20 protein-coding genes and 2 pseudogenes are annotated in these 25,589 nt (G+C 63.1%); 12 read left to right on the forward strand and 10 right to left on the reverse strand.

The genetic code is table 11. The features are described from left to right. The first annotated feature begins 47 nt into the window (after positions 1–47). Complete coding sequence (locus NKJ57_RS16020) at positions 48–1,352, forward strand: PRC-barrel domain-containing protein (protein ID WP_352511868.1); 1,305 nt, start codon at positions 48–50, stop codon at positions 1,350–1,352. A 98-nt stretch (positions 1,353–1,450) separates the two neighbouring features. Here NKJ57_RS16020 and NKJ57_RS16025 read toward each other — a convergent pair whose 3' ends face one another. After that, complete coding sequence (locus NKJ57_RS16025; protein WP_352511866.1) at positions 1,451–3,004, reverse strand: alkaline phosphatase family protein; 1,554 nt, start codon at positions 3,002–3,004, stop codon at positions 1,451–1,453. Between the two features lie 217 nt (positions 3,005–3,221). Here NKJ57_RS16025 and NKJ57_RS16030 point away from each other — a divergent pair, with 217 nt between their 5' ends. The 4 genes from NKJ57_RS16030 (at position 3,222) to NKJ57_RS16045 (ending at position 6,391) form a co-directional block, all read left to right on the forward strand. Then, the gene (locus NKJ57_RS16030) at positions 3,222–4,154 is read left to right on the forward strand and encodes a VOC family protein (RefSeq protein ID WP_023816424.1); all 933 of its coding nucleotides are present in this window, start codon (positions 3,222–3,224) and stop codon (positions 4,152–4,154) included. A gap of 4 nt (positions 4,155–4,158) precedes the next feature. After that, the gene (locus NKJ57_RS16035; protein WP_023751668.1) at positions 4,159–4,791 is read left to right on the forward strand and encodes an alpha/beta hydrolase; all 633 of its coding nucleotides are present in this window, start codon (positions 4,159–4,161) and stop codon (positions 4,789–4,791) included. Further along, on the forward strand, positions 4,784–5,083 hold the full coding sequence (locus NKJ57_RS16040) for a GNAT family N-acetyltransferase (RefSeq protein WP_023751669.1): 300 nt from the start codon (positions 4,784–4,786) through the stop codon (positions 5,081–5,083). The genes NKJ57_RS16035 and NKJ57_RS16040 overlap by 8 nt, the downstream gene beginning before the upstream one ends. A 249-nt stretch (positions 5,084–5,332) precedes the next feature. Then, on the forward strand, positions 5,333–6,391 hold the full coding sequence (locus NKJ57_RS16045; RefSeq protein ID WP_352511864.1) for a dipeptidase: 1,059 nt from the start codon (positions 5,333–5,335) through the stop codon (positions 6,389–6,391). Positions 6,392–6,394: 3 nt separating this feature from the next. Here the strand turns inward: NKJ57_RS16045 and NKJ57_RS16050 are convergent, their stop codons facing one another. The 4 genes and pseudogenes from NKJ57_RS16050 to NKJ57_RS16065 all read right to left on the reverse strand — a co-directional run bounded on the left by NKJ57_RS16050 (position 6,395) and on the right by NKJ57_RS16065 (position 11,092). Further along, positions 6,395–6,640: a hypothetical protein gene (locus NKJ57_RS16050; RefSeq protein ID WP_023690115.1), complete on the reverse strand. Its 246-nt coding sequence runs from the start codon at positions 6,638–6,640 to the stop codon at positions 6,395–6,397. 2 nt (positions 6,641–6,642) lie between these two features. Continuing rightward, a pseudogene (locus NKJ57_RS16055) lies at positions 6,643–7,869 on the reverse strand (aminomethyl transferase family protein). Between the two features lie 51 nt (positions 7,870–7,920). Continuing rightward, complete coding sequence (locus NKJ57_RS16060; protein WP_023751671.1) at positions 7,921–9,486, reverse strand: phytoene desaturase family protein; 1,566 nt, start codon at positions 9,484–9,486, stop codon at positions 7,921–7,923. After that, the gene (locus NKJ57_RS16065) at positions 9,473–11,092 is read right to left on the reverse strand and encodes a phytoene desaturase family protein (protein ID WP_023670078.1); all 1,620 of its coding nucleotides are present in this window, start codon (positions 11,090–11,092) and stop codon (positions 9,473–9,475) included. Before NKJ57_RS16065 ends, NKJ57_RS16060 begins: the two co-directional genes overlap by 14 nt. Before the next feature lie 200 nt (positions 11,093–11,292). Here NKJ57_RS16065 and NKJ57_RS16070 point away from each other — a divergent pair, with 200 nt between their 5' ends. The 5 genes and pseudogenes from NKJ57_RS16070 to NKJ57_RS16090 all read left to right on the forward strand — a co-directional run bounded on the left by NKJ57_RS16070 (position 11,293) and on the right by NKJ57_RS16090 (position 16,419). After that, positions 11,293–12,093 carry a class I SAM-dependent methyltransferase gene (locus NKJ57_RS16070; RefSeq protein WP_352511861.1) on the forward strand — a complete coding sequence of 267 codons (801 nt, stop codon included), beginning with the start codon at positions 11,293–11,295 and terminating at the stop codon, positions 12,091–12,093. A gap of 27 nt (positions 12,094–12,120) precedes the next feature. Further along, positions 12,121–12,801, forward strand: a complete 681-nt coding sequence (gene betI, locus NKJ57_RS16075) for a transcriptional regulator BetI (RefSeq protein ID WP_023670076.1) — start codon at positions 12,121–12,123, stop codon at positions 12,799–12,801. Positions 12,802–12,859: 58 nt separating this feature from the next. Further along, positions 12,860–13,942 (forward strand): ABC transporter substrate-binding protein, encoded by a 1,083-nt coding sequence (locus tag NKJ57_RS16080; protein ID WP_352511860.1) that lies wholly within the window; start codon positions 12,860–12,862, stop codon positions 13,940–13,942. A 116-nt stretch (positions 13,943–14,058) separates the two neighbouring features. After that, positions 14,059–15,133: pseudogene (locus NKJ57_RS16085) on the forward strand (extracellular solute-binding protein). After that, positions 15,130–16,419, forward strand: coding sequence for a flavin monoamine oxidase family protein (locus NKJ57_RS16090; protein WP_352511858.1), 1,290 nt, complete (start codon positions 15,130–15,132; stop codon positions 16,417–16,419). Before NKJ57_RS16085 ends, NKJ57_RS16090 begins: the two are co-directional and overlap by 4 nt. A gap of 50 nt (positions 16,420–16,469) precedes the next feature. On the opposite strand, the gene NKJ57_RS16095 is transcribed toward NKJ57_RS16090, so the two are convergent. From NKJ57_RS16095 to NKJ57_RS16105, 3 genes are all read right to left on the reverse strand, one after another. Beyond that, positions 16,470–17,543 carry an ABC transporter ATP-binding protein gene (locus tag NKJ57_RS16095; RefSeq protein WP_352511856.1) on the reverse strand — a complete coding sequence of 358 codons (1,074 nt, stop codon included), beginning with the start codon at positions 17,541–17,543 and terminating at the stop codon, positions 16,470–16,472. Between the two features lie 91 nt (positions 17,544–17,634). Further along, on the reverse strand, positions 17,635–18,459 hold the full coding sequence (locus tag NKJ57_RS16100; protein WP_352511854.1) for an ABC transporter permease: 825 nt from the start codon (positions 18,457–18,459) through the stop codon (positions 17,635–17,637). After that, entirely contained in the window at positions 18,456–19,373 is a 918-nt protein-coding gene (locus NKJ57_RS16105) for an ABC transporter permease (protein WP_023701363.1), read from the reverse strand. The genes NKJ57_RS16100 and NKJ57_RS16105 overlap by 4 nt, the downstream gene beginning before the upstream one ends. 294 nt (positions 19,374–19,667) lie before the next feature. On the opposite strand from NKJ57_RS16105, the gene NKJ57_RS16110 reads away from it, so the two are divergent. Then, entirely contained in the window at positions 19,668–21,080 is a 1,413-nt protein-coding gene (locus NKJ57_RS16110; RefSeq protein ID WP_352511853.1) for an aminotransferase, read from the forward strand. 15 nt (positions 21,081–21,095) lie between these two features. Here the strand turns inward: NKJ57_RS16110 and NKJ57_RS16115 are convergent, their stop codons facing one another. Then, positions 21,096–22,298 (reverse strand): aromatic ring-hydroxylating oxygenase subunit alpha, encoded by a 1,203-nt coding sequence (locus NKJ57_RS16115; RefSeq protein WP_023711686.1) that lies wholly within the window; start codon positions 22,296–22,298, stop codon positions 21,096–21,098. Positions 22,299–22,802: 504 nt separating this feature from the next. Here NKJ57_RS16115 and NKJ57_RS16120 point away from each other — a divergent pair. Continuing rightward, the gene (locus NKJ57_RS16120) at positions 22,803–23,183 is read left to right on the forward strand and encodes a hypothetical protein (RefSeq protein WP_023701367.1); all 381 of its coding nucleotides are present in this window, start codon (positions 22,803–22,805) and stop codon (positions 23,181–23,183) included. Between the two features lie 234 nt (positions 23,184–23,417). Here the strand turns inward: NKJ57_RS16120 and NKJ57_RS16125 are convergent, their stop codons facing one another. After that, positions 23,418–25,508, reverse strand: coding sequence for a PAS domain S-box protein (locus NKJ57_RS16125; RefSeq protein ID WP_352511850.1), 2,091 nt, complete (start codon positions 25,506–25,508; stop codon positions 23,418–23,420). Positions 25,509–25,589: the final 81 nt, after the last annotated feature.

Raw genomic sequence — 25,589 nt, forward strand, 5'->3', positions numbered from 1 at the left:
TTTGCCGATTGCGGCGCGCACGAGATCACGCAAGAGGAGAATTAATCATGATCCGCACACTGTTCGCGACGACCGCACTCGCAACGCTGATCGCTACCGGTGCGTTTGCGCAGTCAACGACGGCCCCGGCGACGACCCCAGCGCCGGCTGAAGCCCCTGCTACCATCGCGCCGGCGCCGCAACAGGCCGACGGCGCGCTGATGACCAATATCATCGGCGAGTCCGTCTACAATGGCACTGGCGACGATGCGCAGAAGATCGGTGACGTCAGCGACGTCGTCCTCGATGAAAACGGCCAGGCGAAATCCGCCATTATCGGCGTTGGCGGCTTCCTCGGCATAGGCAGCAAGAACGTCGCCTTCGACTACGGCAAGTTGCAATGGGTCGAGAGGAATGGTGACCGCTGGCTCGTCGCCGAGACGACGAAAGAAGCGTTGACGGCGCTGCCCGACTTCGACCGTAAGCCCTACGATCCGGCCTCGGCGCCTGCTTCCACGGCGCAGAACGACCCGCAGAAGCCGGTTGATCTCAACGCCGCGCCGTCAGAACCCGCGGTGAAACGCGCTGACGGCAATCTCGCAACCAACATCATCGGCGAGAATGTCTACAATGGCACTGGCGACGATGCCCAGAATATCGGCGACGTCAACGACATCGTGCTGACCAAGGATGGCAAGGCGCAGTCGCTGGTGATCGGCGTCGGCGGCTTCCTCGGCATGGGTGAAAAGAACGTCACCTATGATTTCGCCAAGGCGCGGTGGGCCGAAAAGAACGGCGATCGCTGGCTGGTGGCGCAGACGACCAAGGAGGAACTGCAGGCGCAGCCTGATTTCGACCGCAAGCCCTATGATCCGGCGCCCGTGACGACAACCTCCGACGCGACGCAGCCGACTGCTCCGGCCGCCCCGACGGCCGTTGCACCGGCTGACAATGCTCAGCCAGCGGACAAGACCGCGGAAGCTCCGGCCGCGACAAAGGCTACCGATCCGACGCAAACGGCAGCGATCGACAAGTCGACATTGACCGAAATGCCGGTCGGTAACATCAGAGGCGACGACCTGAAGGGCACCACCGTCTATGGCGCCAACGACGCCAAGGTCGGCGAGATCGGCGACGTCGTGCTCACGCCCGACAGCAAGCCGGATGCCGTCATCATCGATGTCGGCGGCTTTCTAGGCATCGGCGCCAAGGAGGTCGCGGTCGGCATGGACAAGCTCAAGTTCATGACCGACAAGGACGGCAACAAATATCTCTACACCAACTTCACCAAGGAGCAGCTGCAGGCGCAGGCCGCCTATGACAAGGGCAGCTATGCCGAGAAGCGCGACCAGCAGCGGATGATGGTACAGTAAGGGAATAGGCGGTAGGGATTAGGCAGTAGGCGAAAACTAGGCGATCAAGCACCAGGCCGCCAGGAACATTCTACTGCCTACTGCCTACTGCCTACCGCCTACTGCCTACCGCCTACTGCCCTACCCACCACCCCCTCGTCCGTCAGCTCTGCAAGCGCCAGCGACTGGTCGAGATGCTCGGCGCGCCAGGCAAGCAGCCGCTTGGCAAATTCAAGCCGCACGCTGAGATAGGCCGGGTCGGCGGCAACGTTGGCCAGTTCGCCCGGATCCTTCTCCATGTCGAAGAGCAGCGGCGGCAGGCCGCCGCCGAAATGCACGTATTTGAATTTTTCCGTACGGATGACGGCGAGGTTGCACTGGCGCGAGCCGATGCCGAAATGCCGTTCGGCCTCACCGCTGGCAATCGAGCGGAAGTCGAACTCCCAATGCGCCGCGTCGCGCCAATCCTTAGGCGGTTCATCTTGCAGGAACGGTTTTAGCGAGCGGCCGTCGAGATGCAGCTGGGCGTCGGCGTCAAGCAGATCGAGCAAAGTCGGAAAGATGTCGACTGCCTCGGTGAAGTGGTTGACGATCGAGCCGGCTGCATTGCCGCGTCGTGGGTCGCGCACGATCAATGGGATGTGATAGCTGCCGTCGAAGAAGCCGCCTTTGCCCAGCATGAAATGGTCGCCCATCATCTCGGCGTGGTCCGAAGTCAGCACGATGATGGTGTCATCCCATGCATTCGCCGTCTTGATCGCTTGCCAGATGCGGCCAAGCTGCGCGTCGACCTCCGAGATCATGCCGTAATAGATCGCGCGGATGGCCCGGATGTTGTCGCCGCCCCAGTCGCGGACGTGGCCGTCGGTGCCGGGGCGGAAGCTTCTCCGCTTCTGGCGACCAAGGTCGTAAGCCAGATAGGGATGCCTTTGCGCCTCGGCCTGCCAAGTCTCGACATGGCGGAAGGGCGGTCCGTCCGCCGGATCATACAGAGTGTTGTAGGGCTGCGGTACGACAAAGGGCGGATGCGGGCTGATGAAGGAGACATGCGCGAACCATGGCGAATCCTGTTCGTCCAGCCAGCGAATGAATTCGCCGGCAAGAAAAGCGGTCGGCGTCTCGTCCCTGGAATAGACAGGCGGCGCGTTGGTCACGGCGTCGCCCGCTTCCCCGCCCACGGGACGGTGAATGCCGGGAGAGCCCGCGCTGGTGTCGACGCCACGTGCCTTCAGCCATGACAGCCATGGTTTCTGATGCTCAGGCAGGAACTGGCGCACGCTGAAGCCGGGCAGCACGCCCTCATAGCTTTTCAGCCGGGGATCGCCCGGCGCCATCGTGCGCGGATCGGGCGAGACGTCGGTGTAGCCGAACAAAGTCGGATCATAGCCGAGGGCGCGGGCCGAAAGCGCCATGTTGCCGTAGCGGGCGTCGAGCGGCGTGCCGTTGCGGCAGACGCGATTGTTCATCTGGTAAAGGCCGGTGTAGAGGCACGCGCGGGCCGGCGAGCAGGGCGCCGCGCCGCCGTAATGCCGCTTGAAAAGGACGCCTTCGGCGGCGAGCGCATCGGCATTCGGCGTCTTCACCACGGGATGGCCGGCAGCCGACAGGCAATCGCCCCGCCATTGGTCGCAGGAGATCAATAGGATGTTTGGGCGTCTGCTTTTCGCGGCCAATGCTCTATCCTGTCACGTCGGGAAGACGTTCAATGAACCGGAATTTGGCGGCAGCGCAAGCCTGTCAGCCCTGCCTAAATGGTGAACGAAAATTTCCTGCTGTTCACTATTGGGATACAGTCCATTCTGAGTTTGCCGCCTTTGCCATTGCCGGGCGGCCCCTCATATAGGCGTGGACAGCGGCAACGGCCGCAAACCCAAGGGAAGGAGCAAGACAATGCTCGACCAGATCAAGGGCCTGCATCACGTCACGTCGATGGCCGGCGATGCGCGGCAGAACAATGATTTCTTCACGCACAAGCTCGGCCTGCGCCGGGTCAAGAAGACGGTCAACTTCGACGCGCCAGATGTCTATCACCTCTATTATGGTGACGAGCACGGTACGCCCGGCTCGGTGATGACCTATTTTCCGTTCCCGGACATTGCCAGGGGCCGCCACGGCGTCGGCGAGGTCGGTACCACGGCCTATTCGGTGCCGGCCGGCACGCTCGGCTATTGGGAAAAGCGCTTCGCCGATGAAGGCGTTGCGGGTGTCTCCCGCGAAGAGACGTTCGGCGAGAAGCGGCTGGCCTTCGCCGGTCCCGACGGCGACGGTTTCGCGCTGGTCGAAGACAAAGCGGACAGCCGCGCGCCGTGGTTGAAAGGCGGCATTCCCGCTGATGAGGCGATACGCGGCTTCCACTCGGTCTCGCTCAGATTGAAGGATGGTGGCGCCACGGAAGAGCTGTTGAAGTTCATGGGCTATGAGCAAGTGGACAAGTCCGGCAATGTCAGCCGGCTGGCGGTCAAGAACGGCAACGGCGCTGATGTCGTCGACATCGAATCGCTGCCTACCGCGGGCTTTGCCAATCTCGGCGCCGGCTCGGTCCACCATGTCGCCTTCGCGGTGGAGAACCGCGCCCAGCAGCTCGAAGTGCGCAAGGCGCTGATCGATACGGGTTATGGCGTGACGCCGGTGATCGACCGCGACTATTTCTGGGCGATCTACTTCCGCACGCCGGGCGGCGTGCTGTTCGAAGTTGCGACCAATGAGCCGGGTTTCGACCGCGACGAGGACACTGCCCATCTCGGCGAGGCGCTGAAGCTGCCGACGCAGCACCAGCATCTGCGGCCCTATCTTGAAGAGCATCTGCAGAAGCTGGAGGGCTGAGACGATGAGCAAGGAAGCTTACATCCATAAGGCGCTGCCGGGTTCGCTCGGCGGCCCCCTGCTCTTCGTCTTTCACGGCACCGGCGCGGACGAGAGCCAGCTGCTGTCGCTCGGGCGCGACCTCGCGCCACAGGCGACGATCGTATCGCCGCGCGGCGATGTTTCCGAGCATGGTGCGGCGCGTTTCTTCCGCCGCACCGGCGAGGGCGTCTACGACATGGACGACCTCGCGCGGGCGACCGGCAAGATGGCCGGTTTCATCAAGGCGCAGGTGGCAGCGGCAAGGCCATCTTCGGTCTTGGGTCTCGGCTATTCCAACGGCGCCAACATCCTGGCGTCCGTAATGTTCGCCGCGCCCGAGCTGTTCGATGCGGCGGTGCTGATGCACCCGCTGATCCCGTTCGAACCGCAGGTGCAGGGCAGCCTTGCCGGACGCCGCATCCTGGTCACCGCCGGCAAGCGCGACCCGATCTGCCCGCCCAACCTGACGTCGCGGCTGGAAGCCTATTTGCGTGCCGATGGCGCCGATGTCACAGTGGAGTGGCACGATGGCGGCCACGAAATTCGGCCAAACGAGATCGAAGCGGCGAGGCGGCTTTTTGCCGATGCGCCGGTTGAAGGAGCAAGCGATGCCTGACGAATTGCCTGAGATCGAACTCGAGGACCGCGGCTCGAAGGGACGTTATGTCCTGCGCGGGCCCGGCGACGCCGAGGCGGAGATGACCTTCACCAAGGTCGGCGAGCACCAGATCATCATCGATCACACCGAAGTGCCGGACGTGTTTCGCGGCCAGGGCGCCGGCCTTCGGCTCGTCACACGCGCCGTCGAGGACGCGCGGGCAGTGGGCAAGAAGATCATCCCGCTCTGCCCCTTCGCCAACGCCCAGTTCCGCCGCCATCCGGAATGGGCGGATGTGCTGAAGCAATAGACCTTTTTCCCTTCTCCCCTTGTGGGGTGAGTTGCCGGTCGCCGAAGGCGAATTCATCGTGCCGGTGGCACGATGAAAGGCCGGCGAACGCCGGGACGCTGCGAAGCAGCGGGGACCCGGCAGGTGGTCGGAGTCGCTCAGCCACAAGAGCGAACGCCTCTCTGGCATTTGCGCAGTTCGGCCTTCTTGCCTAAGTACACAGTTCGCCGCGGTTCGTCCGCTCCTGCCAATTGACCGAATGGCTTCCTGATGACCGAACCCGATCTCGTCCCCGTCTTCGACGGCCACAACGACACGCTGCTGCGACTGTACCAGTCGAAAGACACAGACGTCGAAAAGCTGTTCATCGAGGGGACGCAGGGCGGTCATATAGATCTGCCGCGCGCCAAGAAGGGCGGCTTTGCCGGCGGCATGTTCGCGATCTTTCCACCGCCGGTCGAGAAGAGCAAACGCTCTGCGGTGCCGCCGGCGCCGAGCGACAATGAGCCGTTGCCGCCGGAACTGCCGCGCGCTGATGCGCTCAATTCCACCATCGGCATGGCCTCGATCCTGTTTCGGCTGGAGCGAGCGGGGGCTCTGACCGTCTGCCGCAGTGCCGGTGACATTCGCGAGGCGATGGCGAAAGGTTCCATCGCGGCGGTGTTTCACATCGAAGGCGTCGAGGCGATCGATCCCGAACTTACCTTGCTCGACGTGCTCTACGAAGCCGGCCTGCGCTCGCTCGGCATTGTCTGGAGCCGACCCAACGCCTTCGGCCACGGCGTCCCGTTCCGCTTTCCGTCGTCGCCCGATACCGGACCGGGGCTGACCGATGCCGGCAAGGCGCTGATCAAGGCCTGCAATCAGCTCAAGATCATGGTCGACCTGTCGCATCTCAACGAAAAGGGCTTTCGCGATGTCGCCGCACTCAGCGATGCGCCGCTGGTCGCCACCCATTCGAACGTGCATGCGCTGTGCACCCATTCGCGCAACCTGACGGACTGGCAGCTCGGCGCTATCCGCGAGACCGGCGGCATGGTCGGGCTCAACTTCGCAACCGGCTTCCTGCGTGAAGACGGACGGATGAACTCGGACACCAGCCTCGACATCATGGTGCGCCATGTCGACTCGCTGCTGCAGGCGCTGGGCGAGGACGGCGTCGGTCTCGGCTCCGATTTCGACGGCGCCATGATCCCGGCGGTCATCGGCGACGTTGCCGGTCTGCCAAAGCTGGTAGATGCGCTGGCCGCGCGCGGCTTCGGACGCGCGCTGATCGAGAAGATCGCCTATCTCAACTGGCTGAACGTTCTCGAAAGAACCATAGGCTGAGGCTTAAGCGCCCATGCGCTTCAGCCAATCCTGGCCGCCGCGATCCCTGATCATCGGCAGCGGGTTCTCCCAGTCCAGCCGCGCGCAGATGCGGTAGACTTCGAGCGTCTCGGCGCTCATTTCACCGCGCTTGTAGAAGTACATGGCGGCGGCATAGCGGGTACGACCCGACCATTTTTCGCCGAGCGGCGTGTTGACCAGCTGCCACTGTTCGGCGGCTTCCGTCTCATCATCCGGTTCGTCGGCCATGATCAGAAATCCGCTGGCGGATTGGCGGTGCGGCGGTCGAGCTTGATGAAAGGACGGGCCACCACCTTGGCCCGCTTCATCAGCTTCTGGTACTGCAACTCGCGCATTGCGTAGATCTCGACCCAGAGGTCTTCGACCATCCTATCACCATAGGGACGCGTCAGCGAGGCGATGGCGATATTGCGCTTGGCCATCGGCGACCACATGGCGGCGCTGACCAGCCCGACCTCCTGATGCTTCTTGTGGTAGACGATGGCGTGTTCGGCCGGGATGTTGCCTTCGATCTCCAGCCCGACCAGCACATGGCGCAGCTTGCGTTTGGCGCGCGCTTCGAGCATGGCGCGGCGGCCATTGAAATGGCCTTTTCCCAAATCGACCATAAAGCCGAGACCGATCTAGTCCGGCATGCGCAGACGGTCGGCGCGAATGGCATGCTCGGCGGTGGTGAAGTCGGCATTGGCGACGATGAGGCCGGCTTCCAGCCGGGCGCGGTTGAGGGCGGCGTAGCCGATGGCGCGGATGCCGCGCAGTTCGCCTGCCGTCATCAGGCGGTCCCAGAGGCTGAGCGCTTTTTCGGCCGGCACGAACAGTTCGTAGCCGAGATCGCCGGTGAAGCCGGTGCGCGAGATGGTGATAGTGCCGCCATCGTGCGGGAACTCGGCGAGATCGAACACTTTGAGTTTTTCAACGCCGGCAAAGCCGGCCTCGCGCAGCACGGCGAAGGAGGTTGGGCCTTGCAGAGCGAGACCAGCGACGCTTTCAGTCTCTTCTTCGACGGTCACTTCGAAACCGATGGCGCTGTCGAGCAGCCAGGGCAGGTGCCGCTCCTGCGAACACAGGCGGAAGCGGGTCGGCGACAGCCGGAACAGCGTGCCGTCATCGAGGACAAAACCTTCGTCGTCGCACCATGCGGTGTAGTGGACGCGGCCCGGTTTCAGCTTGGTGACATCGCGCAGCGTGACGCGATCGAGGAAGGCTTCGGCATCCGGCCCCTCGATGCGGTATTTGGTCATCGGCGAGATGTCGAACAAAGCCGCCTGGCTGCGGATGGCGAAATATTCGAGTTCCTCGTCCCACAGCGAACGCGGCGCGCGATAGCCGGCCCAATTGTACCAGTCCTGAGTTTTGGCCAGCGCATCGATGCGCGGCTGGAACGGCGTGCCGAGACGCAGTGTGCGGAAATGCGACTGCGCTGTGGTGCGGGCGGCGTTGTTGATCGGACTCGTCATGACGGCATTCCTTCGCCGTAAAGTGCGGCGTTGACTGGCTGAAACATCCGATCATCCCTTCATCGCGATGATGCGCCGCGCCGCATTCAAACCGGGAGCACCCGAAACGCCGCCGCCCGGATGCGAACCGGCGCCGGCCAGGAACAGCCCCTCGATCGGCGTGTCGTAGCCCGACCAGCCGGAGACGGGCCGCGACATCAACATCTGGTCGGCCTGCAATTCGCCGTGGTGCCAATGGCCGCCCGGCATGCGGCAATTGGCTTCGATATCGGCTGGCGTCAAAAGCTCGGCATGCAGCACGGACTTGCCGATACCGGGGGCGTACGCTTCGAGCTGCGCCATAACAGCCTTGAGGAATTTCGGCTTGCCGGCATCCCAACCCTCTTTCAGCGCATAAGGCGCGTATTGCACGATCGCCGACAGCACGCAGGCGCCGCTTGGCGCGAGCGACGGGTCGGAGAGCGACGGCAGTGTGATCTCCATCACCGGTTCGGCTGAGAACTCGCCATATTTTGACGGGTTGAAGGCGCGCTCGACATGGTCGGCCGAGGGCGCGATGACCAGACGGCCCTTGTGATTATCGGCGCCGACGCCGGAAAATTGCGGTTGCCGTTCGAGCGCCAGATGGAGCTTCGCCGCGTCGCCCCTCATGCGGATGTTCTTTACCTTGCGCACGAAACCCGTGTCGATCTCGCGCGGGCCGACGAGATCGAGCATGGTCGTCGCCGGGTTGATGGCGGAGACGATCGTTCTGGCGTGCAGCACCTCGCCGCCGTCGAGGGTCACGCCGAGGGCGCGCCCTTTCTCGACGACTATTCTGGCCACGGGCGCTGCCGTGCGGATGGTGACGCCGGCTTTCTCCGCCGCCGCGCGAATGGCGGCAACGACCGCACCCATACCACCTTTCGGCAGCATCTGTGCCCCGGCCGCACCGTCAGTCTCGCCGGCCAGCCGGTAATAGAGGCCAAGCAGCGAGGTCGGCGAACGCGGGCCGAGGTGGCTGCCAAGCGTGGCGTCGAAGGCAAGCAGGCCCTTCAGCCTGAGATCGGCAAGCTGTTCGTCGAGCAGGTCGGCGACGTTCAACAGGAGCACCCGCAGGAAATCGCGCATGTCTTCCTTGCCGAGCTTTTTCAGCGCCACGGCCGTCTGGCCGAGCGCTGCGGTTTCAAGCAGCGACATGCCACCGAGATCGGGCGGGCGCCGCGACAGGAACGGTTTCAGGATGCCGGCATAGCGCATGAGTTGCGCGCGCAATTCCTTCCAGGCGGACTGCTCGGACGGAGTGGAGCCGGTCAGCACTTCGCCATAGGCGCCATGCAGGACAAGCGGCGGGCCGTCCCTCGCCAAGGCGACCGACGGAATGAAGTCTGCGCGGGTGACCTGCAGCCCGTGTTTCTCCAGCTCCAATGTCTTCACCACGTCGGGGTGCAGGCGGTTCAGCACATGCGCGATCGAGGAGACCCGAAAACCTGGCGCAAACTCTTCGGTGCGCGCCGCGCCGCCGACATCGCCGGCCGCTTCCAGCACCAGCACCTTGCGGCCGGCTTTCGCCAGAGTGGCGGCAGCGACAAGGCCGTTATGGCCGCCGCCTATGATGATGGCATCAAATGACGTCATGGGCCGGGCTCATATGGGAGGTCGATTTGGCGAGGTCGCGCAGGATCTCGGCTGCCGCATTGCGGCCGGGTGCGCCCATGACGCCGCCGCCGGGATGTGTCGAGGAGCCGCACATATAGAGCCCGCCGACCGGCGAGCGGTATTGTGCGTAGCCCGGCACCGGCCGGTTGAACAGCAACTGGTCGAAGGTCAGCTCGCCCTGGAAAATGTTGCCTTCGGTGAGGCCGACCTCGGCTTCGATCTCGCGCGGCGTGCGCACCTCCATATGGACGATGCGGTCGCGGAAGCCTGGCGAGTATTCGGCGATCTGCGCAACTACGCTTTCGGCGAAACCGTCGCGGTCGGCATCGGTCCAGTCGCGGCCGTTCACCTTGGGCGGTGCGTACTGCACGAAGCAGCTCATGAAATGCTTGCCCGGCGGCGCCATGGTCGGGTCGAGCGTCGTTGGGATGACCATGTCGAGGAATGGGTCGGCCGACCAGCGACCGGCCTTCCAGTCGTCATAGGCGCGCTCCATGCGCTCCATGGAATCGGTGAAATGCATGTCGCCGCGATAAACGGGTGAATCCTTCGGCAGTGCCGGGAATTCCGGCAGAGAATCCAGCGCGATGTTGACCTTGCCGGAGGAGCCGCGGATCTTGAAGTTCCTGACCCGCCGCAGGAAAATGTCGGGCAGTTCCTTCTCCTCGACCAGTTTCAGGAATGTGCGTTTGACGTCGGCGTTGGAGACGACGAGCTTGCCGTAGACCTCCTCGCCGCCGGCCAGCACCACGCCCTTGGCCTTGCCTCGGCTCACCAGCACATGGTCGACCTCGGCGCCGGTGCGGATAGCGCCGCCGGACGCCTTGAATGAAGCGGCGAGCGCCTTGGTGACGGCGCCCATGCCGCCGCGCGCATAGCCCCAGGCGCCGACCGAGCCGTCGACCTCACCCATATAATGGTGCAGCAGCACGTAGGCTGTGCCGGGCGACATCGGCCCGAGCGCGGTACCGATAATGCCGGACAAAGCGAAGTTCGCCTTGATGACATCGGTCTCAAAATATTCGTCGAGGAATTCCGAGATCGACATGGTCCAGAAGCGCAGCGTCAGCGCCATTTCTTCTGATGACAGGCCGACGAACTTCTTGCCGAGATAGAGAAGCTCTCCGAGGTCGCGCGGCTTGAGACTGGCCGGGTCCGGTGCGGTGCGCATCAGCAGCGGCTGGATGAAACGGCACTGCCGCGTCACGTCGCGCGAATAGCGGTCATAGGCCTCCGCGTCGCGCCTGGAGAAGCGGGCGAATTCGCGCCGGTGCGCATCGTGGTCACGGTAGTTGGCGAGGTAGTCGCCGTCGCGGGTGAACACGGCGCCGCCTTCATAGGAAATAACCTGCAAGCCGAAACGCGGCAGTTCGAGGTCGCGCATGATCTCGGGGCGAAACAGCGAGCAGACATAGGAGCAGTTGGAGTAGAGGAAGCCCGGCGTCAGCTCGCGGCTGGTGGCGGCGCCGCCGACCCAGTCGTTCTTTTCCACCACCAGCACGTCGAGCCCGGCGCGTTGCAAATAGCAGGCGTTGACCAGGCCGTTGTGTCCGCCGCCGATGACGATCGCATCCCAAGCTTTCATTCGCGCCCAGCCTTCATGGTGCTCGACCCTTCATTTTCGCGTGATTTGTCGCCGAATGCGCGGAATTTGGCACGGCAGCGGCTATTCTGTCCAGCCATTCTGAATGAATGTTCAACAAATGATATTGCGTTTTCCTGTTAATACGCTACGCTTTGCCGGCATTCGAACCTCGCAATTCGGCTGACGGGACTTAAGGTCTGATGATCGAAACGGCAGATGGCGAGCCGGAATATGACGACGCCGCGATCCGCTTCCTCGAGGCGCTGTGGGGCGAGGGTTATCTGTCGCCCGGCGGACCAGACGAGGTCGACCGGGTGGTCGAAGGGCTGTCGCTCAGGGGCAAGACGATCCTCGACATCGGCTGCGGCTCCGGCGGCATCGCGCTGCATCTGGTGGAGCGCCACGGTGCCGCTCATGCCACCGGCTTCGATATCGAGCGGCCGGTGATCGAGGCGGCCAGAAAGCGTGCCGCTGTACGAGGGCTTTCAGACCGCGCCAGCTTCGTCCAGGCGCCGCCGGGGCCGCTGCCTTTTGCCGACGCTTCGTTCGATGTCGTCTTCTCCAAGGATGCGCTGGTGCACGTGCCCGACAAGGACGCGCTGTTTGCCGAAATCTTCCGTGTGCTGAAGCCGGACGGCGTCTTTGCCGCCTCCGACTGGCTGATCGGCCATGACGGCGAGCCGTCATCTGAGATGAAGGCCTATGTCGCGGCCGAAGGCCTGTCCTTCGCCATGGCCTCGCCGGCACGCTATGCGCAAGCGATGCGCAGCGCCGGCTTTGCCGATGTCGCCGTCAGAGACCGCAATTCTTGGTATCGCAAGGTCGCGCGCGGCGAACTGGAAAGGCTGAAAGGCCCGCTCTACGAGACGGCGGCAGTCGCGGTCGGAGCGGCCTATGTCGACAAGAACATCAAGACCTGGGAAGCCATGCAGAAGGTGCTTGACAGTGGCGAGCACCGTCCCACTCATCTTCGCGGGTGGAAGCCGGCTGTGGTGGGATAGCCGGCAATGTGGAGCATGACGGCACCGATGAAAGCTGCAGCGCGCGAAGAGCGATCCTCCGACACGTCTGGAAAAACCGAACCGGAAAAACGCGGCCGCAAGGCGTCGAAGGAGGTCAGGCAACAGCAGCTGATCGAAGCGACCATCGATTCGCTGGCCAAGCGCGGTTATTCGGAAACGACGATGGCCGATGTCGCTGACGGCGCCGGCCTGTCGCGCGGCATCGTCAACTTCCATTTCGAGAGCAAGGAGAAGCTGCTCGTCGCCACGCTTGCCTATATGGCCGACGAATATGCGGCGCATTGGCGCGTCGCGCTGACCAAGGCCGGCGAGGATCCAGCCCGGCAGCTGCGGGCGCTGGTCGCCGCCGATTTCGACCGTTCGATCTGCAACAAGCGCAAGCTCGCGGCGTGGTGCGCGTTCTGGGGCGAGGCCAAGTCGCGGCCGACCTACCAGGCGCTGTGCGGCGCGCGCGACGCGGCCTACCAGAAGATCTTCATCGACCTCTGTGCCACGCTCAAGCAGGGCGGTGGTTATGCCTATGAGCCGCAGGTCATGGCGCTGGCGCTCAGCGCCATGCTGGAGGGCTTGTGGCTGCGGCTGATGATGGGGACCGAGGACGTCACCCGTGAGAGCGCGCTGCAGGCGGCAAACGAATTCCTGTCGGCCGCCTTTCCGAAGCACTACCCGCCAGACAGCGGACGTTGACAACAACCGGCGGATCCAAGCCGGAGCGAACAATCAAAAACAAAGAGGATGGAACAGCATGAAAAGAATAACCCGACGCCTGACACTGACATTGGCGCTGACGGCGACGCTGGCGGCTTCGGCCGCTGCGCTTGCGGTCGCCGCCGACAAGGACCTGATCGTGTTCGACTGGTCGGGCTATGAGGACCCGAGCTTCCACCCCAGATATGTCGAGAAGAACGGCGACTCGCCGACCTTCGCCTTCTTCGGCGACGAGGACGAAGCCTTCGAGAAAGTGCGCTCCGGCTTCAAGGCCGATCTTGGTCATCCCTGCTCGCAGAGCGTGACAAAGTGGCGCGAGGCGGGGCTGCTGCAGCCGCTCGACACCTCGAAGATCACCGGCTGGAAGGATCTCAATCCCGGCATCATGGCGATGAAGGATCTGGCCACCACTTCGGACGGCAAGGCCTGGTTCATGCCGTGGGACTGGGGCAACACCCAGCTCACCTACAACTCCGACAAGATCGACGCGAAGGATGTGCAGTCGCTGAAGGCCTTCGCCGATCCCAAGTTCAAGGGGCGGGTCTCGATCGGCGACAATGTCGACGACGCCTATGCGCTGGCCAGCCTTGCCATCGGGCTCAAGGACTGGACCAAGATGACGGACGACCAGTTCAAGCAGGCGTCCGATTTCCTGCGCCAAGTGCACAAGAATGTCCGCTCCTACTGGACCGACACCACGGACGTCGTCCAGTTGCTGAGCGGCGGCGAGGTCGATCTCGCCTGGGCATGGAACGATGCCACGGTACAATCCGTCGCTGCCGGTGTGCCGATCAAGTCCAAGAAGGATACGGACGAAGGCATCTCGACCTGGGTCTGCGGCTACGTGCTGTTCAAGGACGCACCCGGCAATGTCGACAAGGCCTATGACTACCTCAATGCGATCAACGATCCCGAGACCGCCAAGGTGCTGGTCAAGGACTGGGGTTATGGCCAGGCCAACGCCAAGGGCATGGCCGGCGTCGACCCGGCGATCCTGAAAGAAAAGGGCTATGACGACGTGCAGAAATTCGTCGACAAGACCCTGTTCCAATCGCCCGTGCCGTCGTCGCTCAAGCTCAAGATGATCGCCGAATTCGAGAAGATCAAGGCAGGCTACTAAAGCTCTGTCCGGCCTCCTCCGTCTGCCTGTCAGTGCGCCGGGCAGACGGTCTCGCCAAGGCCGCTGAAATTCCGTAACGTCGCCCGGCCGCTTTTCGCGATGAGGAGTTTCGCGCCATGAATTCCATGCTTCGCCGCCTCGCCCTTGCCGCTGCTCTTACAGTCGGCGCCGGCGCCGTGCTTGCTTATGCCGAAGGCGGCGGCGACCTCGTCGTGTTCGACTGGTCAGGCTATGAAGATCCGTTGCTGCACCCCGACTACACCGCCAAATACGGCGCCGAGCCGACCTTTGCTTTCTTCGGCGACGAGGAGGAAGCGTTCCAGAAGATGCGCGCCGGCTTCAAGGCCGACATCGCCCACCCCTGCTCGCAAAGCGTGACCAAGTGGCGCGCGGCCGGCATTCTGCAACCGCTCGACACCTCCCGGATCGCCGGCTGGAAGGATCTCAATCCCGGCATCATGGCGATGAAGGATCTCGCCGTCACCGCCGACGGCAAGGCCTGGTTCATGCCGTTCGACTGGGGCAACACTTCGCTGCTCTACCGCACCGACAAGGTCACGGCGGAGGAAGCGCAGTCGCTGAAGATTTTCGCCGATTCCAAATTCAAGGGCCGCGTCACCATCGGCGACAATGTCGATGACGCCTATGCGCTGGCCAGCCTGGTCATCGGCCTCAAGGACTGGACCAAGATGACCGACGCGCAGTTCCAGGAGGCGTCCGCCTTCCTGCGTGACGTCCACAAGAACATCCGCTTTTCGGACCGACGACACCGACCTCAACCAGGCCTTTACCGGCAATGAGGTCGACCTCGTCTGGGGCTGGAATGAGACCTTCGTGACGCTCAAGGGCCAAGGCATGCCGATCGCCATGAACCGCGACACCAGGGAAGGCATATCCACCTGGGTGTGCGGCTATGTGCTGATGAAGGATGCGCCGGGCAAGCTCGATCAGGCCTATGATTTCCTCAGTGCGGTCAACGCGCATGCCGTGTCCGATTACTTGGTCAAGACCTTCGGCTACGGCCACGGCAACAGCGCCGGGATGGCCGCGATCGACCATCAGGTGCTGAGCGACCGTGGCTTCGACAATCTCGACAAGTTCTTGGACAAGACGCTGTTCCAGCAGCCGGTGCCGCCTGAGCTCAAGCAGCGCATGGTCACGGAATTCGAGAAGATCAAGGCCGGCTATTGAGCGACAGGACTGAAAGAACCGATGTCGTTATCGTCGGCGCCGGTTTCACCGGCCTGTCGGCTGCGCTTGAGCTGAGAAAGGCCGGCATCAATGTCGTGCTGCTCGAAGCACGCGACCGCGTCGGCGGCAGGGTCGAGGCTATTCGCAACGGGCTTGGCGAGCGCATCGACAGCGGCGGCCAGTTTTTCTGCGAAGACATGCCGGAGGTGACGGCGCTGGCCGCGTCCCGTGGCAAGGCCTTCGTCGAAACTTATGTGAATGGCGATTTCATCACCCATCCATCGCTGTCGGTCGAAGAGGCCGAACGGACCTATCATGGCGCGATGGCAATCCGCGAGCGGATGAATGCGATCGAGCCGGACGATCCCTCGATCGCCGGCATGAGCGCTGCCGCCTGGCTCGAACGCCAGCATGATCCCACTGACGCCAAGACGGCTTTCCGCTCGATGATCGAAGGCCTGTGGTGCCTGGCGATGGACAAGGTGCCGCTGTGGTACCTCATCGACAATGACCGGCGCATCACCAACGAGGTGCCTGAGCTGCAATATTCGCTGCTCGAAACCATGCAGTCGCTGGCCGAGGATATGGCCGGAGATCTCGGCGACAGGGTTTGGCTGAACGAGCCGGTTACGCGCATCGAGCACGGCCCGCAAGGGGTTCGTGCCGTCTCGGCAGGCAGCTCCATCGAAGCGCGAAAAGTGCTGGTCGCGCTGCCGCCGGCGACGGCCGCGAAGCTGGATTTCGCGCCCGCTCTGCCGCCGGCTCTCGCAAAGGCGCTCGGCGTCTGGGAAAGCGGTGTGATGATCAAGATCCTGGTGCGCTATCCCACGCCGTTCTGGCGCGAGCGCGACCTGTGCGGCATGGTGATGTGGCGCGACCTGCCGGGCCTGTTCGCCTGTGACGCCAGCAAGGATGCGCAACATGCCGCGCTGGTCGTCTTCGTCGGCGGACCACTGGCGTTGCGTTGGCGTCCGCTCGCGGACGCGGCGCTGCGTGCGGAGGTCACGGCAAGGCTCGTTGATGCCCTTGGCCCGGAGGCGGCCGATATTATCGATTTCAGCCAGCGCGACTGGATCGATGACCGCTGGAGCGGCGGCGCCTACAGCGACCTTATTGTCGATGTGACGGCACGGGATGCCGAGCGCACGATCCGTGCCGGCGCTGCCCCGGTTCATTTCGCCTCGTCGGAACTGTCGCCGTCATTCCCGGGCTATGTCGAAGGCGCCATCGTGATGGGGCGGATCGCAGCCAAACAGATCGCGACGGAACTTAAAATTCTTAGTTAGTGGAGCATGATCTTATTCCGAAAACCGGTTCCCACTTTTCGGGATCATGCTCAGTCCGCCATCGCCACCAGGGCCTCGGGATCGTAGCCGAGGCGGATCGAAGTGCCGACGGGGATATCGTCGGCGCCGAAGTCGTTGGTCTCGGTGACCGACAGTGGCTTTTCCAATCCGGGTATCTCGACGATCAGGTGGGTGATCTCGCCAAAATAGTGGCGTTCGACCACCTTGCCGGCCACTTCGAATTTCGCCGTCGCATTGTCCCACAGCACGCGCAATCGCTCCGGCCTGATGCCCAGAGTGGCGCCGCCGCCATTGCGCACGAAGGCCTTCGGCTTGTCGGTCCTGACCCGGCCGAAGCCCAGCGTGTCGACGACCAGCGAGGCGCTGCTCTCCTCGACGATCTGCGCTTTTACGAAATTCATGCCGCCGAGGAAATCGGCGACTTGGCGGTTGACCGGCCGCTGGTAGATTTCCTTGGGCGAGGCGACCTGGGCGATCTTGCCGCCGAACATTACGGCGATGCGGTCGGACATAGCGAGCGCCTCATACTGGTCATGGGTGACCAGCACGAAGGTGATGCCGACCGCCTGCTGCAGGCGGCGCAGTTCGACCTGCATCTGCTCGCGCAATTTCTTGTCGAGAGCCGACAGCGGCTCGTCGAGCAGCAGCACCTTGGGCCGCATCACCAAGGCGCGGGCGAGCGCCACGCGCTGGCGCTGGCCGCCGGAAAGCTCGGTGGCGAGGCGTTTGCCGAGGCCGGTGAGCGACACCTGCGCCAGCGCTTCCTCGACGCGGCGCTTTTCTTCCGGTCCGCCCAGCCTGAGCCGCTTCAGCCCATAGGCGACATTCTGCTCGACATTGAGATGCGGGAAGATGGCGTAGCTCTGGAATACCATGTTGGTCGGCCGGCGGTTTGCGGGGATGCCTTCCATCGACTGGCCGCCGACCGAGATCGAGCCGCTGGTCGGGTTGTCGAAACCGGCAATCATGCGCAGCAGCGTGGTCTTGCCGCAGCCGGAAGGGCCGAGCAGCGAAAAGAACTCGCCCTCCTTGATGGTCAGCGAGGCGTCGTCGAGCGCCTTGAACGCCCCATAGCTGCGGGTAACGCTGCGGATTTCGATCATTGCTCGGTCGGTTTGGGGTCGATCAGATTGGGCCCGCTCGGACTTATCTTGCTTGGATGGCTCATCCTGAGGCCGTTCGGCCCGGGACTGCTCAGGCATAGAGGCCTCCCTCGCTCTGGGTGCGTCTGGCCGCATGGCGGCGCAGGATCTCGGCAACGGTCATCAAAACGAAAGAGGCAACCAGCAGCAGCGTGCCCAGCGCCAACACACCCGGCAGCTTGGCGGCAAAGCGCAACTGGCCCCAGATATAGATCGGCAGCGTCGTCTCGGTGCCGGTGAGGAAGAAAGCGATGACGAACTCGTCGAGCGAGATGGTGAAGCAGACCAGGAGGCTGGAAATGATCGCCGGCGCCACCATCGGCAGCGTCACCCGCCGGAAGGTGCCGAAGGCACTCTCGCCGAGATCGGCGGAGGCTTCTTCGAGGCTGCGGTCGAAGCCCTCGAAACCGGCGGTCAGCACCGTCATCGAATAGGGAATGCAGATCAGGACATGGCCGAGCACGACGGTGAACAGCGACAGGCTCAGGCCTAACTGCAGCATGACCAGCAGCATGGAGATGGCGAGGATGATTTCCGGCAGCACCAGCGGCGCCATGATCAGGCCATTGATTGTGCGGCGGCCGGGATAGCGGTAGCGGGTGATCGAGCGGGCGGCGAGGATGCCGAGCAGCGTCGACAGCACCGATGCCGAGATACCGACGATCAGGCTGTTCCAGGCGGCGTCAAGCAGCGCTGGCGTCTTCGGCAGGTCTTGGTACCATTTCAGCGTATAGCCGGTGAGAGGAAATTTTGGCGTCGGCGCGGTGTTGATCGAGAAGATCGGCAGGAAGATCACCGGCAGATAGAGAAAGGCGACGTAGAGGAAGGCGTAGGCGGACAGCCAGCCGCCGGGAAAAAGGCGCCGCCTCGCTGTCATCGCGCCAGCCTCTGCAGCGCGCGGATGATGAGCACGGTGGCGCCCGCCATCAGCGTCACGACCAGCATGGTGGTCACGGACAGTGCCGCGCCGAGTGGCCAGTTGGAGGCCTTATGGAACTGCGACTCGATGGCATTGGCGATCATCACGCCATCCTTGCCGCCGACCAGCCTTGGGGTGACGTAGTCGCCGACGGTGGGGATCATGACGATGAGAGCGGCCGAGATGACGCCCGGCGCCGACAGCGGCAGCGTCACGCGCAGGAAGGAGCGCAGCGGGCCGTCGCCGAGATCGGTGGCAGCCTCGACCAAGGTGCGGTCGACCTTCTCGAGCGAAACGAAGATCGGCAGGATGGCGAAGGCCGCCCAGGCGTGTGTGAGCGTGATGATGACGGCGCTGGAATTGTAGAGTAGCGCGGTCGATGGTTCGTCGATGATGCCGAGGCCCATCAGGCCGGAATTCAGCACGCCATTATAGCCGAGGATGACTTTCCATGACATCACGCGCAGGAGATAGCTGGTCCAGAACGGGATGGTAATCAGGAACAGCCACAGGCTCTTGTGGCGACCGCCATGGAACGAGATGAAATAGGCGATCGGATAGGCGAGGATGACGGTGAAAAAGCTCACCGTCAGGGAAATGTAGAGCGAGCGCCACAGAAGATCGCGGTAGATCGGCTCGGTCAGCGCGATGCGATAATTCTCCAGCGTGAATGTATGGTCGATGGTGAGGTAGTTCTGCGTCCAGAAGGAGTGGGCGAAGACCACCAGGATCGGCACCAGCAGCAGGATCAAAGCGTAGACCAAGGTCGGGCTGATCAGGGCAAGGCCCTGGACGGATTCGGACTGCAGAAGGGCGTTTCGCCTTGCTCGCGTCATGCGTCGCGTGGGCACCCCTTCGGCAGCTACCGTCATTGCAGCGACCCGGGCGTGATCTCGGTTGCTGGCTCGAACTGTTCCGCCATGATGCTCCCATTCACCGGGCCGGCTGCCTGTTCCCAATTTTTGCGGAGCGCGCTTTGCTGGTTGCGCGCTCCAAGCTTGCCGGCTTTCTTTCATCATGAGCGCATCCGTGCATTGAAATCAAGCGCTATTTCTGTAATATTGATTGAACGGACATTCAAAATGAAGTGAAGAATGCCGGCTTTCCTGCCCTTGGCGCTTCGCTTTCTGTCCGGTGAAATTACGCTCAGACGATGCGAGGCAATGATGGCGGCTGCAAGAGACCTAAGAGCGATGGAAATAGCTGACGGTGGCGATGCGGTCGAGCTGGCCAAGCGCCATCTCATCCAGCCCTGGCCTTATGCCGGCTCGGTCGGCAATGAAGCGCGTGCGCTGATTGGCGAGGGCGATGGCATCTACATCACCGATGTAACAGGCAAGCGACTGATCGACGGGCCGGCCGGCATGTGGTGCATCAATGTCGGCCACCGCCGCGAGGAGCTGGCCAGGGTGATGTACGACCAGGCGATGATGCTGTCCTACAACACGCCCTGGTATACGATGAATGCGCCGTCGGCCGAGCTCGCCAAGCGCCTCGCCGATCATGCGCCGGGCGATCTCAGCCATACCTTCTTCACCACCGGCGGATCGTCGGCTGTCGAGACGGCACTGCGCTTCATGCAGTTCTACAACAATGTGCGCGGGCGGCCGGAAAAGAAGCTGATCCTCAGCCGCGGCGGCGCCTATCACGGCTCGACCTATCTGTCGGCCTCGCTCAACGGCCGGCCGCGCGACCGCGACTGGATGGACGGCGCCGACGATCTGGTCGTCAAACTGTCCTCGCCAGACCCGTTCCGGCGGCCGAAAGGCATTGACATCGCCGCCTTCTGCGATTTCCTGGTCGATCAGTTTCGCGATGCGGTCGCCCGCGTCGGCGCAGAGAAGATCGGTGCTTTCGTCGGCGAACCGGTGCAGGCATCCGGCGGCGTCGTCGTGCCGCCGGATGGCTATCTCAAGCGCATTCGCGAAATCTGCAGGGACAACGATATCCTCTATATCTCCGATGAGGTGGTGACCGGCTTCGGGCGGCTCGGCCATGTCTTTGCCTCCGGCTATGGCTTCGGCATCGACCCCGACATGATCACCTTCGCCAAGGGCGTTACATCAGGCTATTTCCCGCTTGGCGGCGTCATCATCTCGGAGCGGCTGCTTCAGGAAATGCGCCGTTCCAACCATCCCGATGCGATGTTCGGCCATGGCCTGACCTATACCAGTCATCCCATCGGCTGCGCGGTGGCGCTGAAGAACCTCGATATCCTGGAAGACAGCGTGCTGGCCCACACGCGCGATGTCGCGCCCTATTTCCAGGCGCAGTTGAAGACGCTGGAGGAACTGCCGCTGGTTGGCGAAGTCCGCGGCATGGGCCTGATGGGCTGCGTCGAGTGCGTAGCCGACCGCGAAAGCAAGGATCCGCTGCAGCTCGACAAGGATGTCGGCAAGCGCATCGACGCGCATTGCCACGAACTCGGCCTCCTGGTCCGGCCGCTGATCAACATGTGCGTGATGTCGCCGCCGCTGATCATCACGCGAGAGCAGATCGACGACATGGTGGCGATCCTGCGCGAAGGCATTTCGCGGACCATGGACGATCTGCGCAAAGAGGGCGTGTGGCAGGGGTGACTGGCAGTTCCGCCCCTACACCTGCGAGCGCATAGCCTCATTGAGGTTCCACATGTCCTTCTCCTCCGGCGCCGTCTCCAGGCCCAGCACCGGGATCTGCTTGCGCAGATGGTCGTGGTGGGTGCGCACACCGTATTCGAGGTCGGAGAGATAAAAACCCTCGAAGGCCTCCGAGATCATGGACTCGTTTGACCAGACGGAAAGCTGCACGTCCTCGTTCATGGTATCGCGGTCGATGCGGTAGGCGAGATAGCGGGCGGCCGCCTGTTCCCGGGTCTCGTCGGGGTAGCGGTAGATGGCGCCGCGCAGCAGCGTCTCGCCGGTCGACAGCGGGAACTCCTGATAGAACTGCACCGATTCCGGCATGATCGACAGCGCGTTGTTGGGGAAGATGCCGTAATAGATCCAGGCCCTGCGCAGATGCTCCGGCAGGTGTGAGGCATCGGGCGTGAGCTTGATGTATTCGCGCACGCTCCAGCGCCGGCCGGCATGCGGATTGTAGGTGGCAAACGAGCGCGACACGCCGTTGATGAACGGCTCATCGAAATAGGTCGAGCCGTAGAGATCCTGCAGCGCCGGATGCGCCATGGCGACGTGGTAGCCTTCATTGTCGACGTCGCGCACCGACTTCCAGTTGACCGGCGTTTTCTGTGTCCAGATGCCCCAGGACGGCACCATCTCGGCCGCATTGTAGTGGGCCATCTCGGCCTCGATCGGCTTCAACAGTTCGGCCACCGAAGGCTGCGGGCCCCCCTTGCGAAAGCGGACAAAGATGAAGCCCATCCATATCTCAAGGTCGAGCGGCATCAGGCCGAATTCGGTCTTGTCGAGCTCGGGGAAGGAGCGCGGCCGGGCGGCGCCGCGCAGCGTGCCGTCGAGATTGTAGACCCAGCCATGGAACGGGCAGACTAGCGCGTTCTTGCAGGTGCCCTGGCTGTCGGCGACGACGCGGCTGCCGCGATGCCGGCACATGTTGTTGAAGGCGCGCAAGACGCCGTCCTTGCCGCGCACGATGAGCGCCCGCTCGCCGACCACGTCCATAGTCAGATAGTCGCCGGCATTCGGCACGTCGCAGACATGGCCGGCGATCTGCCAATGGTTGCGGAAGACGTATTCCTTCTCAAGTTCGAGAAGCGCGTCGGAGTGATAACTCCAGCCCGGCAGACCCCGCCGGTCCCAATCATTGGGGATCGCCACGTCACGGAGATGCGGGTTCATAAAAAAGCTCTTCTTTTATTGAATACTCATTCAATAAAACCATATTTTGCGTTGAAATGCAATGGCTTGTAGAAATCTCAACTTTTCAAGTCGGCACAACAGGGCCGGCTGAAAGCCAGAAAATCCCGGAATATCCGGGCGTTAACCGGGGTCGTGAAATAGCTGTCCGGCATGCGGATTTGGCCGTGCCGAGCTTGCAAACACGGCCCGCTCCGAGACGAAAAATACCTGGCGTCCGCAAATTCGATCCGCAGTGTGAGCTTGTTCATAGTGCGGCCGACAGGAAGCGGGCTTGGTGCGTTCGCGGCCCGCCTGTCGTCAACATTTGATTGCGCGCATGAAACAGCTTCGCAAATGCATCTTGCCGTCGGCACATGACCGGATCTGTCCGGATATGCCCGAATTTCTTGTTTCAAACCTGTTACGCGGGCAAGCCAAGCGCATCATTCGCCCGTTACCAGGCGCGCTTAGGTTCGTTTCATAAGAAAACGAAGGGGAGCAGCAATGCATACGAAAATCGAGATCACCAGCAACGAACGGCGCGCCAAACCGGCACTGCGTCAGCGCGCCAGCGACCATCCGGTTGCGATGTTCTCCATGCTGGGCGCCTGCGCTCTGGCCGTCATGTTCCTGACACCGGCTTCCGGTCCGGCCTTCGCTTCGCTCAACCCGCCGGCCAATGTCGTCCAGGGCGCGCTGACCACCATCAAGACCGCCCGGCTGCCGGAGCCGGAAATCGATTTTGCCTGCCAGGGCCAGGCCTGGGGCGCCGAGAGCGCGGAGTGCCTGCGCGTCATCGCCGCCCAGTCCGGCGTGCACAAGGCGCGTGCCGTCCGCATGATCGCCAACGCAGCGCCGCTGACCACGACACCCAACGTTTTCTGAACCTCCCGAGCGCTTCCTCCCGCGCTCGTTCTTGGCTCCCGCCGCTTCCCTCGGTCGGGAGCCTCTTTTTTAGGGTCTATCGAGATTCGGGTGAGGCCGGCCTGCGCATGGAGGTTCCCTGCGCTTCCGGTGCTCGCGTACTTCAAGTACGCTCCGCTCCGGTTCTCGGGAACCACCATTCTCGACTCGGCCTGACCCGAATCTCGATAGACCCTACGTGGGTGCTTCGAAAACTTAGCCGGCGGCGGCGACCTGGTCGGCTATTGCCGAGAGTACGCCGCGGACGTCCAGCGTCGAGAACGGCTTTTCCAGGATTTGCGGGCGCTGCGGCGCCGGCAAGGCTTCGATCTCGGCCTTGGCGCCGATCAGGTCGCCGGTGACCAGCACGAAGCGTTTGGCCAGCGCCAGGTTGTCGGCGAGCAATTCGCGGTAGATGGCAATGCCGCTGGTGCCGGGCATGCGCAAGTCGGAAAAGACGATGTCTGGCGGCATGTGGCCGGTCAAGGTCGCCGCCGCCGACGTCCAGGCCGGCACAACCCGCGACTTGATACCCATCAGTTCCAGGATGTCGGAGAGGGAGCCGGCGACGTCGGGTTCGTCGTCGATGATCAGCGCATAGCGCAAGCCGCTGGAACGAGCCGGGCTGTCGCCGGCTGCTGCCGCGCCGCCGGTGATTACCGGCAGCTGGACGACGAAGCGCGCGCCGCGCGGCAGCACCTCCTCGAACCAGATATTGCCGTTGTGGCGCTCGACGATCGATTTCGAGATCGACAGGCCGATGCCGGTGCCGACGCCGACCGGCTTGGTGGTGAAATAGGATTCGAAGATGCGGCTGCGGATCGCCTCGGGAATGCCCGGTCCGTTGTCCTCGACCGAAAACCCGGGGTTGCCGCGATCGCTGCGGAATGTCCGCACCTTGATCAGGCGGTCGCCGCCGATACCGGCCAGAGCGTGTTGGCTGTTGATCAGGAAATTGGCGGCCACCTGCGTGACGTGGTCGGCATCGGCCATCGCCAGCAGCGGGCCGGGCGCGAAATCGGTGTCGATGATGATGCCGCTCGAGCGTGCGCCATAGGCGGTCACTTCGAGTGCCGCGCGGATCACCTGGTTGAGATCGGTCTCGGCCTGCGCCGCCGGATGCAGGCGCACCATCGACAGGAAGCTTTTGACGATGCGGCCGCAGCGCTCGGCAGCGGCGCGCACTTTCTCGGCGCGAACCTTGGTCTGCGGGTCGGTGGCGAATTCATGCAGCAGCGTCGACTGAGCAACGACCACGGCGAGCGGATTGTTGAGCTCGTGCGAAACACCGGCCAGCAGCGAACCCATCGCCGCCATCTTCTCGTTCTGGTGCAGTTTTTCGCGCTGGCGGTTGATCTCTTCTTCGGCGCGCAGCTTATCGCGCAGATCGCGGATCGAACCGAAGATGAGCTGACGGTCGGCCACCCGCATCTCGGTCGCCGTCAATTCGATGGGAAACACCTCGCCGGCCGCATTCTGTGTCACGGTCTCAAGCCGCTGGCCAACCATCGGCGCGCCGCGGCCAGACATGTATTCGGCGCCCGAGACATAGCCCTTGCGGTAATATTCCGGCACCACGGTATCGAGCAGGTCCTTGCCGAGGATGTCGCTGCGCTGATAGCCGAACATCTTTTCGGCGGCCGGATTGAATTCGATGATCGAGCCGGTCTCGTCGATGACGATGATGGCGTCGAGCGACGCCTGCAGCATGGTGCGGCGGATGACTTCGCTGGCATGGGCGTCGGACGGCGAGTGCTCGATGGCGTCGCCGATGGCGAGCGCGATGATGTGCATCGTCGCCTCTTCCTCTTCGGTCCATTCGCGCTCGTTTAGGCAGTCGTTGACCGCGAACGTGCCCCACAGATGACCGTGCGCGAACACCGATACCGACAGGAACGACTTGATGTGCTGCTTTTCGAAATCGGCCCTGAGGAACCCGTCGAGATCGCGCGTATGGCCGGCGAAGATCTTGCCTTGCCGCTCGTCCTCTCCAATCCGCTCCAGCAGCGGATCGGTATCGACGATCGACTGCATGATCACCGTCGGCGAAGCCAGTTCGCCGCCGAAGCGAGGATCGATCCAGTAGGCGGCGACCGATTGGGCGAAGCCCTGGCCGGGTAATTCGCGCAGCCTGAACAGGATGCCGCGCTGGCAATTCATGGCGCTGCAGAGCGTTTCGAGGATGGTTTCCATCTCGCGCTGCCAGTCGCCGGCATCGCGCAACCGGCGGACGACTCGCACAGCCGTCATCGCGGCGCTCTGGCGAGCGCCTTGCGGGTCCATGCGTGGTGCTGGTTCAGCGGTCATGTCAGCCATCAGTAAAGGGCCGTCGGATTAGGCAGCTATGGAGCATTTCACGAAAAAGGTGAAACGCTCCATGTTTCAATG

Origin of the sequence: Mesorhizobium sp. M0077 (assembly GCF_040322955.1) — a bacterium.
Taxonomy (GTDB): Bacteria; Pseudomonadota; Alphaproteobacteria; order Rhizobiales; family Rhizobiaceae; genus Mesorhizobium.

Bases quoted from the DNA above. Each gene is read 5' to 3' on its own strand.
- NKJ57_RS16020 (WP_352511868.1), top strand. From the start codon at position 48: ATGATCCGCACACTGTTCGCGACGACCGCACTCGCAACGCTGATCGCT.
- NKJ57_RS16030 (WP_023816424.1), top strand. From the start codon at position 3,222: ATGCTCGACCAGATCAAGGGCCTGCATCACGTCACGTCGATGGCCGGC.
- NKJ57_RS16035 (WP_023751668.1), top strand. From the start codon at position 4,159: ATGAGCAAGGAAGCTTACATCCATAAGGCGCTGCCGGGTTCGCTCGGC.
- NKJ57_RS16040 (WP_023751669.1), top strand. From the start codon at position 4,784: ATGCCTGACGAATTGCCTGAGATCGAACTCGAGGACCGCGGCTCGAAG.
- NKJ57_RS16045 (WP_352511864.1), top strand. From the start codon at position 5,333: ATGACCGAACCCGATCTCGTCCCCGTCTTCGACGGCCACAACGACACG.
- NKJ57_RS16050 (WP_023690115.1), bottom strand. From the start codon at position 6,640: ATGGCCGACGAACCGGATGATGAGACGGAAGCCGCCGAACAGTGGCAG.
- NKJ57_RS16060 (WP_023751671.1), bottom strand. From the start codon at position 9,486: ATGACGTCATTTGATGCCATCATCATAGGCGGCGGCCATAACGGCCTT.
- NKJ57_RS16065 (WP_023670078.1), bottom strand. From the start codon at position 11,092: ATGAAAGCTTGGGATGCGATCGTCATCGGCGGCGGACACAACGGCCTG.
- NKJ57_RS16070 (WP_352511861.1), top strand. From the start codon at position 11,293: ATGATCGAAACGGCAGATGGCGAGCCGGAATATGACGACGCCGCGATC.
- betI (WP_023670076.1), top strand. From the start codon at position 12,121: ATGAAAGCTGCAGCGCGCGAAGAGCGATCCTCCGACACGTCTGGAAAA.
- NKJ57_RS16080 (WP_352511860.1), top strand. From the start codon at position 12,860: ATGAAAAGAATAACCCGACGCCTGACACTGACATTGGCGCTGACGGCG.
- NKJ57_RS16095 (WP_352511856.1), bottom strand. From the start codon at position 17,543: ATGATCGAAATCCGCAGCGTTACCCGCAGCTATGGGGCGTTCAAGGCG.
- NKJ57_RS16100 (WP_352511854.1), bottom strand. From the start codon at position 18,459: ATGACAGCGAGGCGGCGCCTTTTTCCCGGCGGCTGGCTGTCCGCCTAC.
- NKJ57_RS16105 (WP_023701363.1), bottom strand. From the start codon at position 19,373: ATGACGGTAGCTGCCGAAGGGGTGCCCACGCGACGCATGACGCGAGCA.
- NKJ57_RS16110 (WP_352511853.1), top strand. From the start codon at position 19,668: ATGGCGGCTGCAAGAGACCTAAGAGCGATGGAAATAGCTGACGGTGGC.
- NKJ57_RS16115 (WP_023711686.1), bottom strand. From the start codon at position 22,298: ATGAACCCGCATCTCCGTGACGTGGCGATCCCCAATGATTGGGACCGG.
- NKJ57_RS16120 (WP_023701367.1), top strand. From the start codon at position 22,803: ATGCATACGAAAATCGAGATCACCAGCAACGAACGGCGCGCCAAACCG.
- NKJ57_RS16125 (WP_352511850.1), bottom strand. From the start codon at position 25,508: ATGACCGCTGAACCAGCACCACGCATGGACCCGCAAGGCGCTCGCCAG.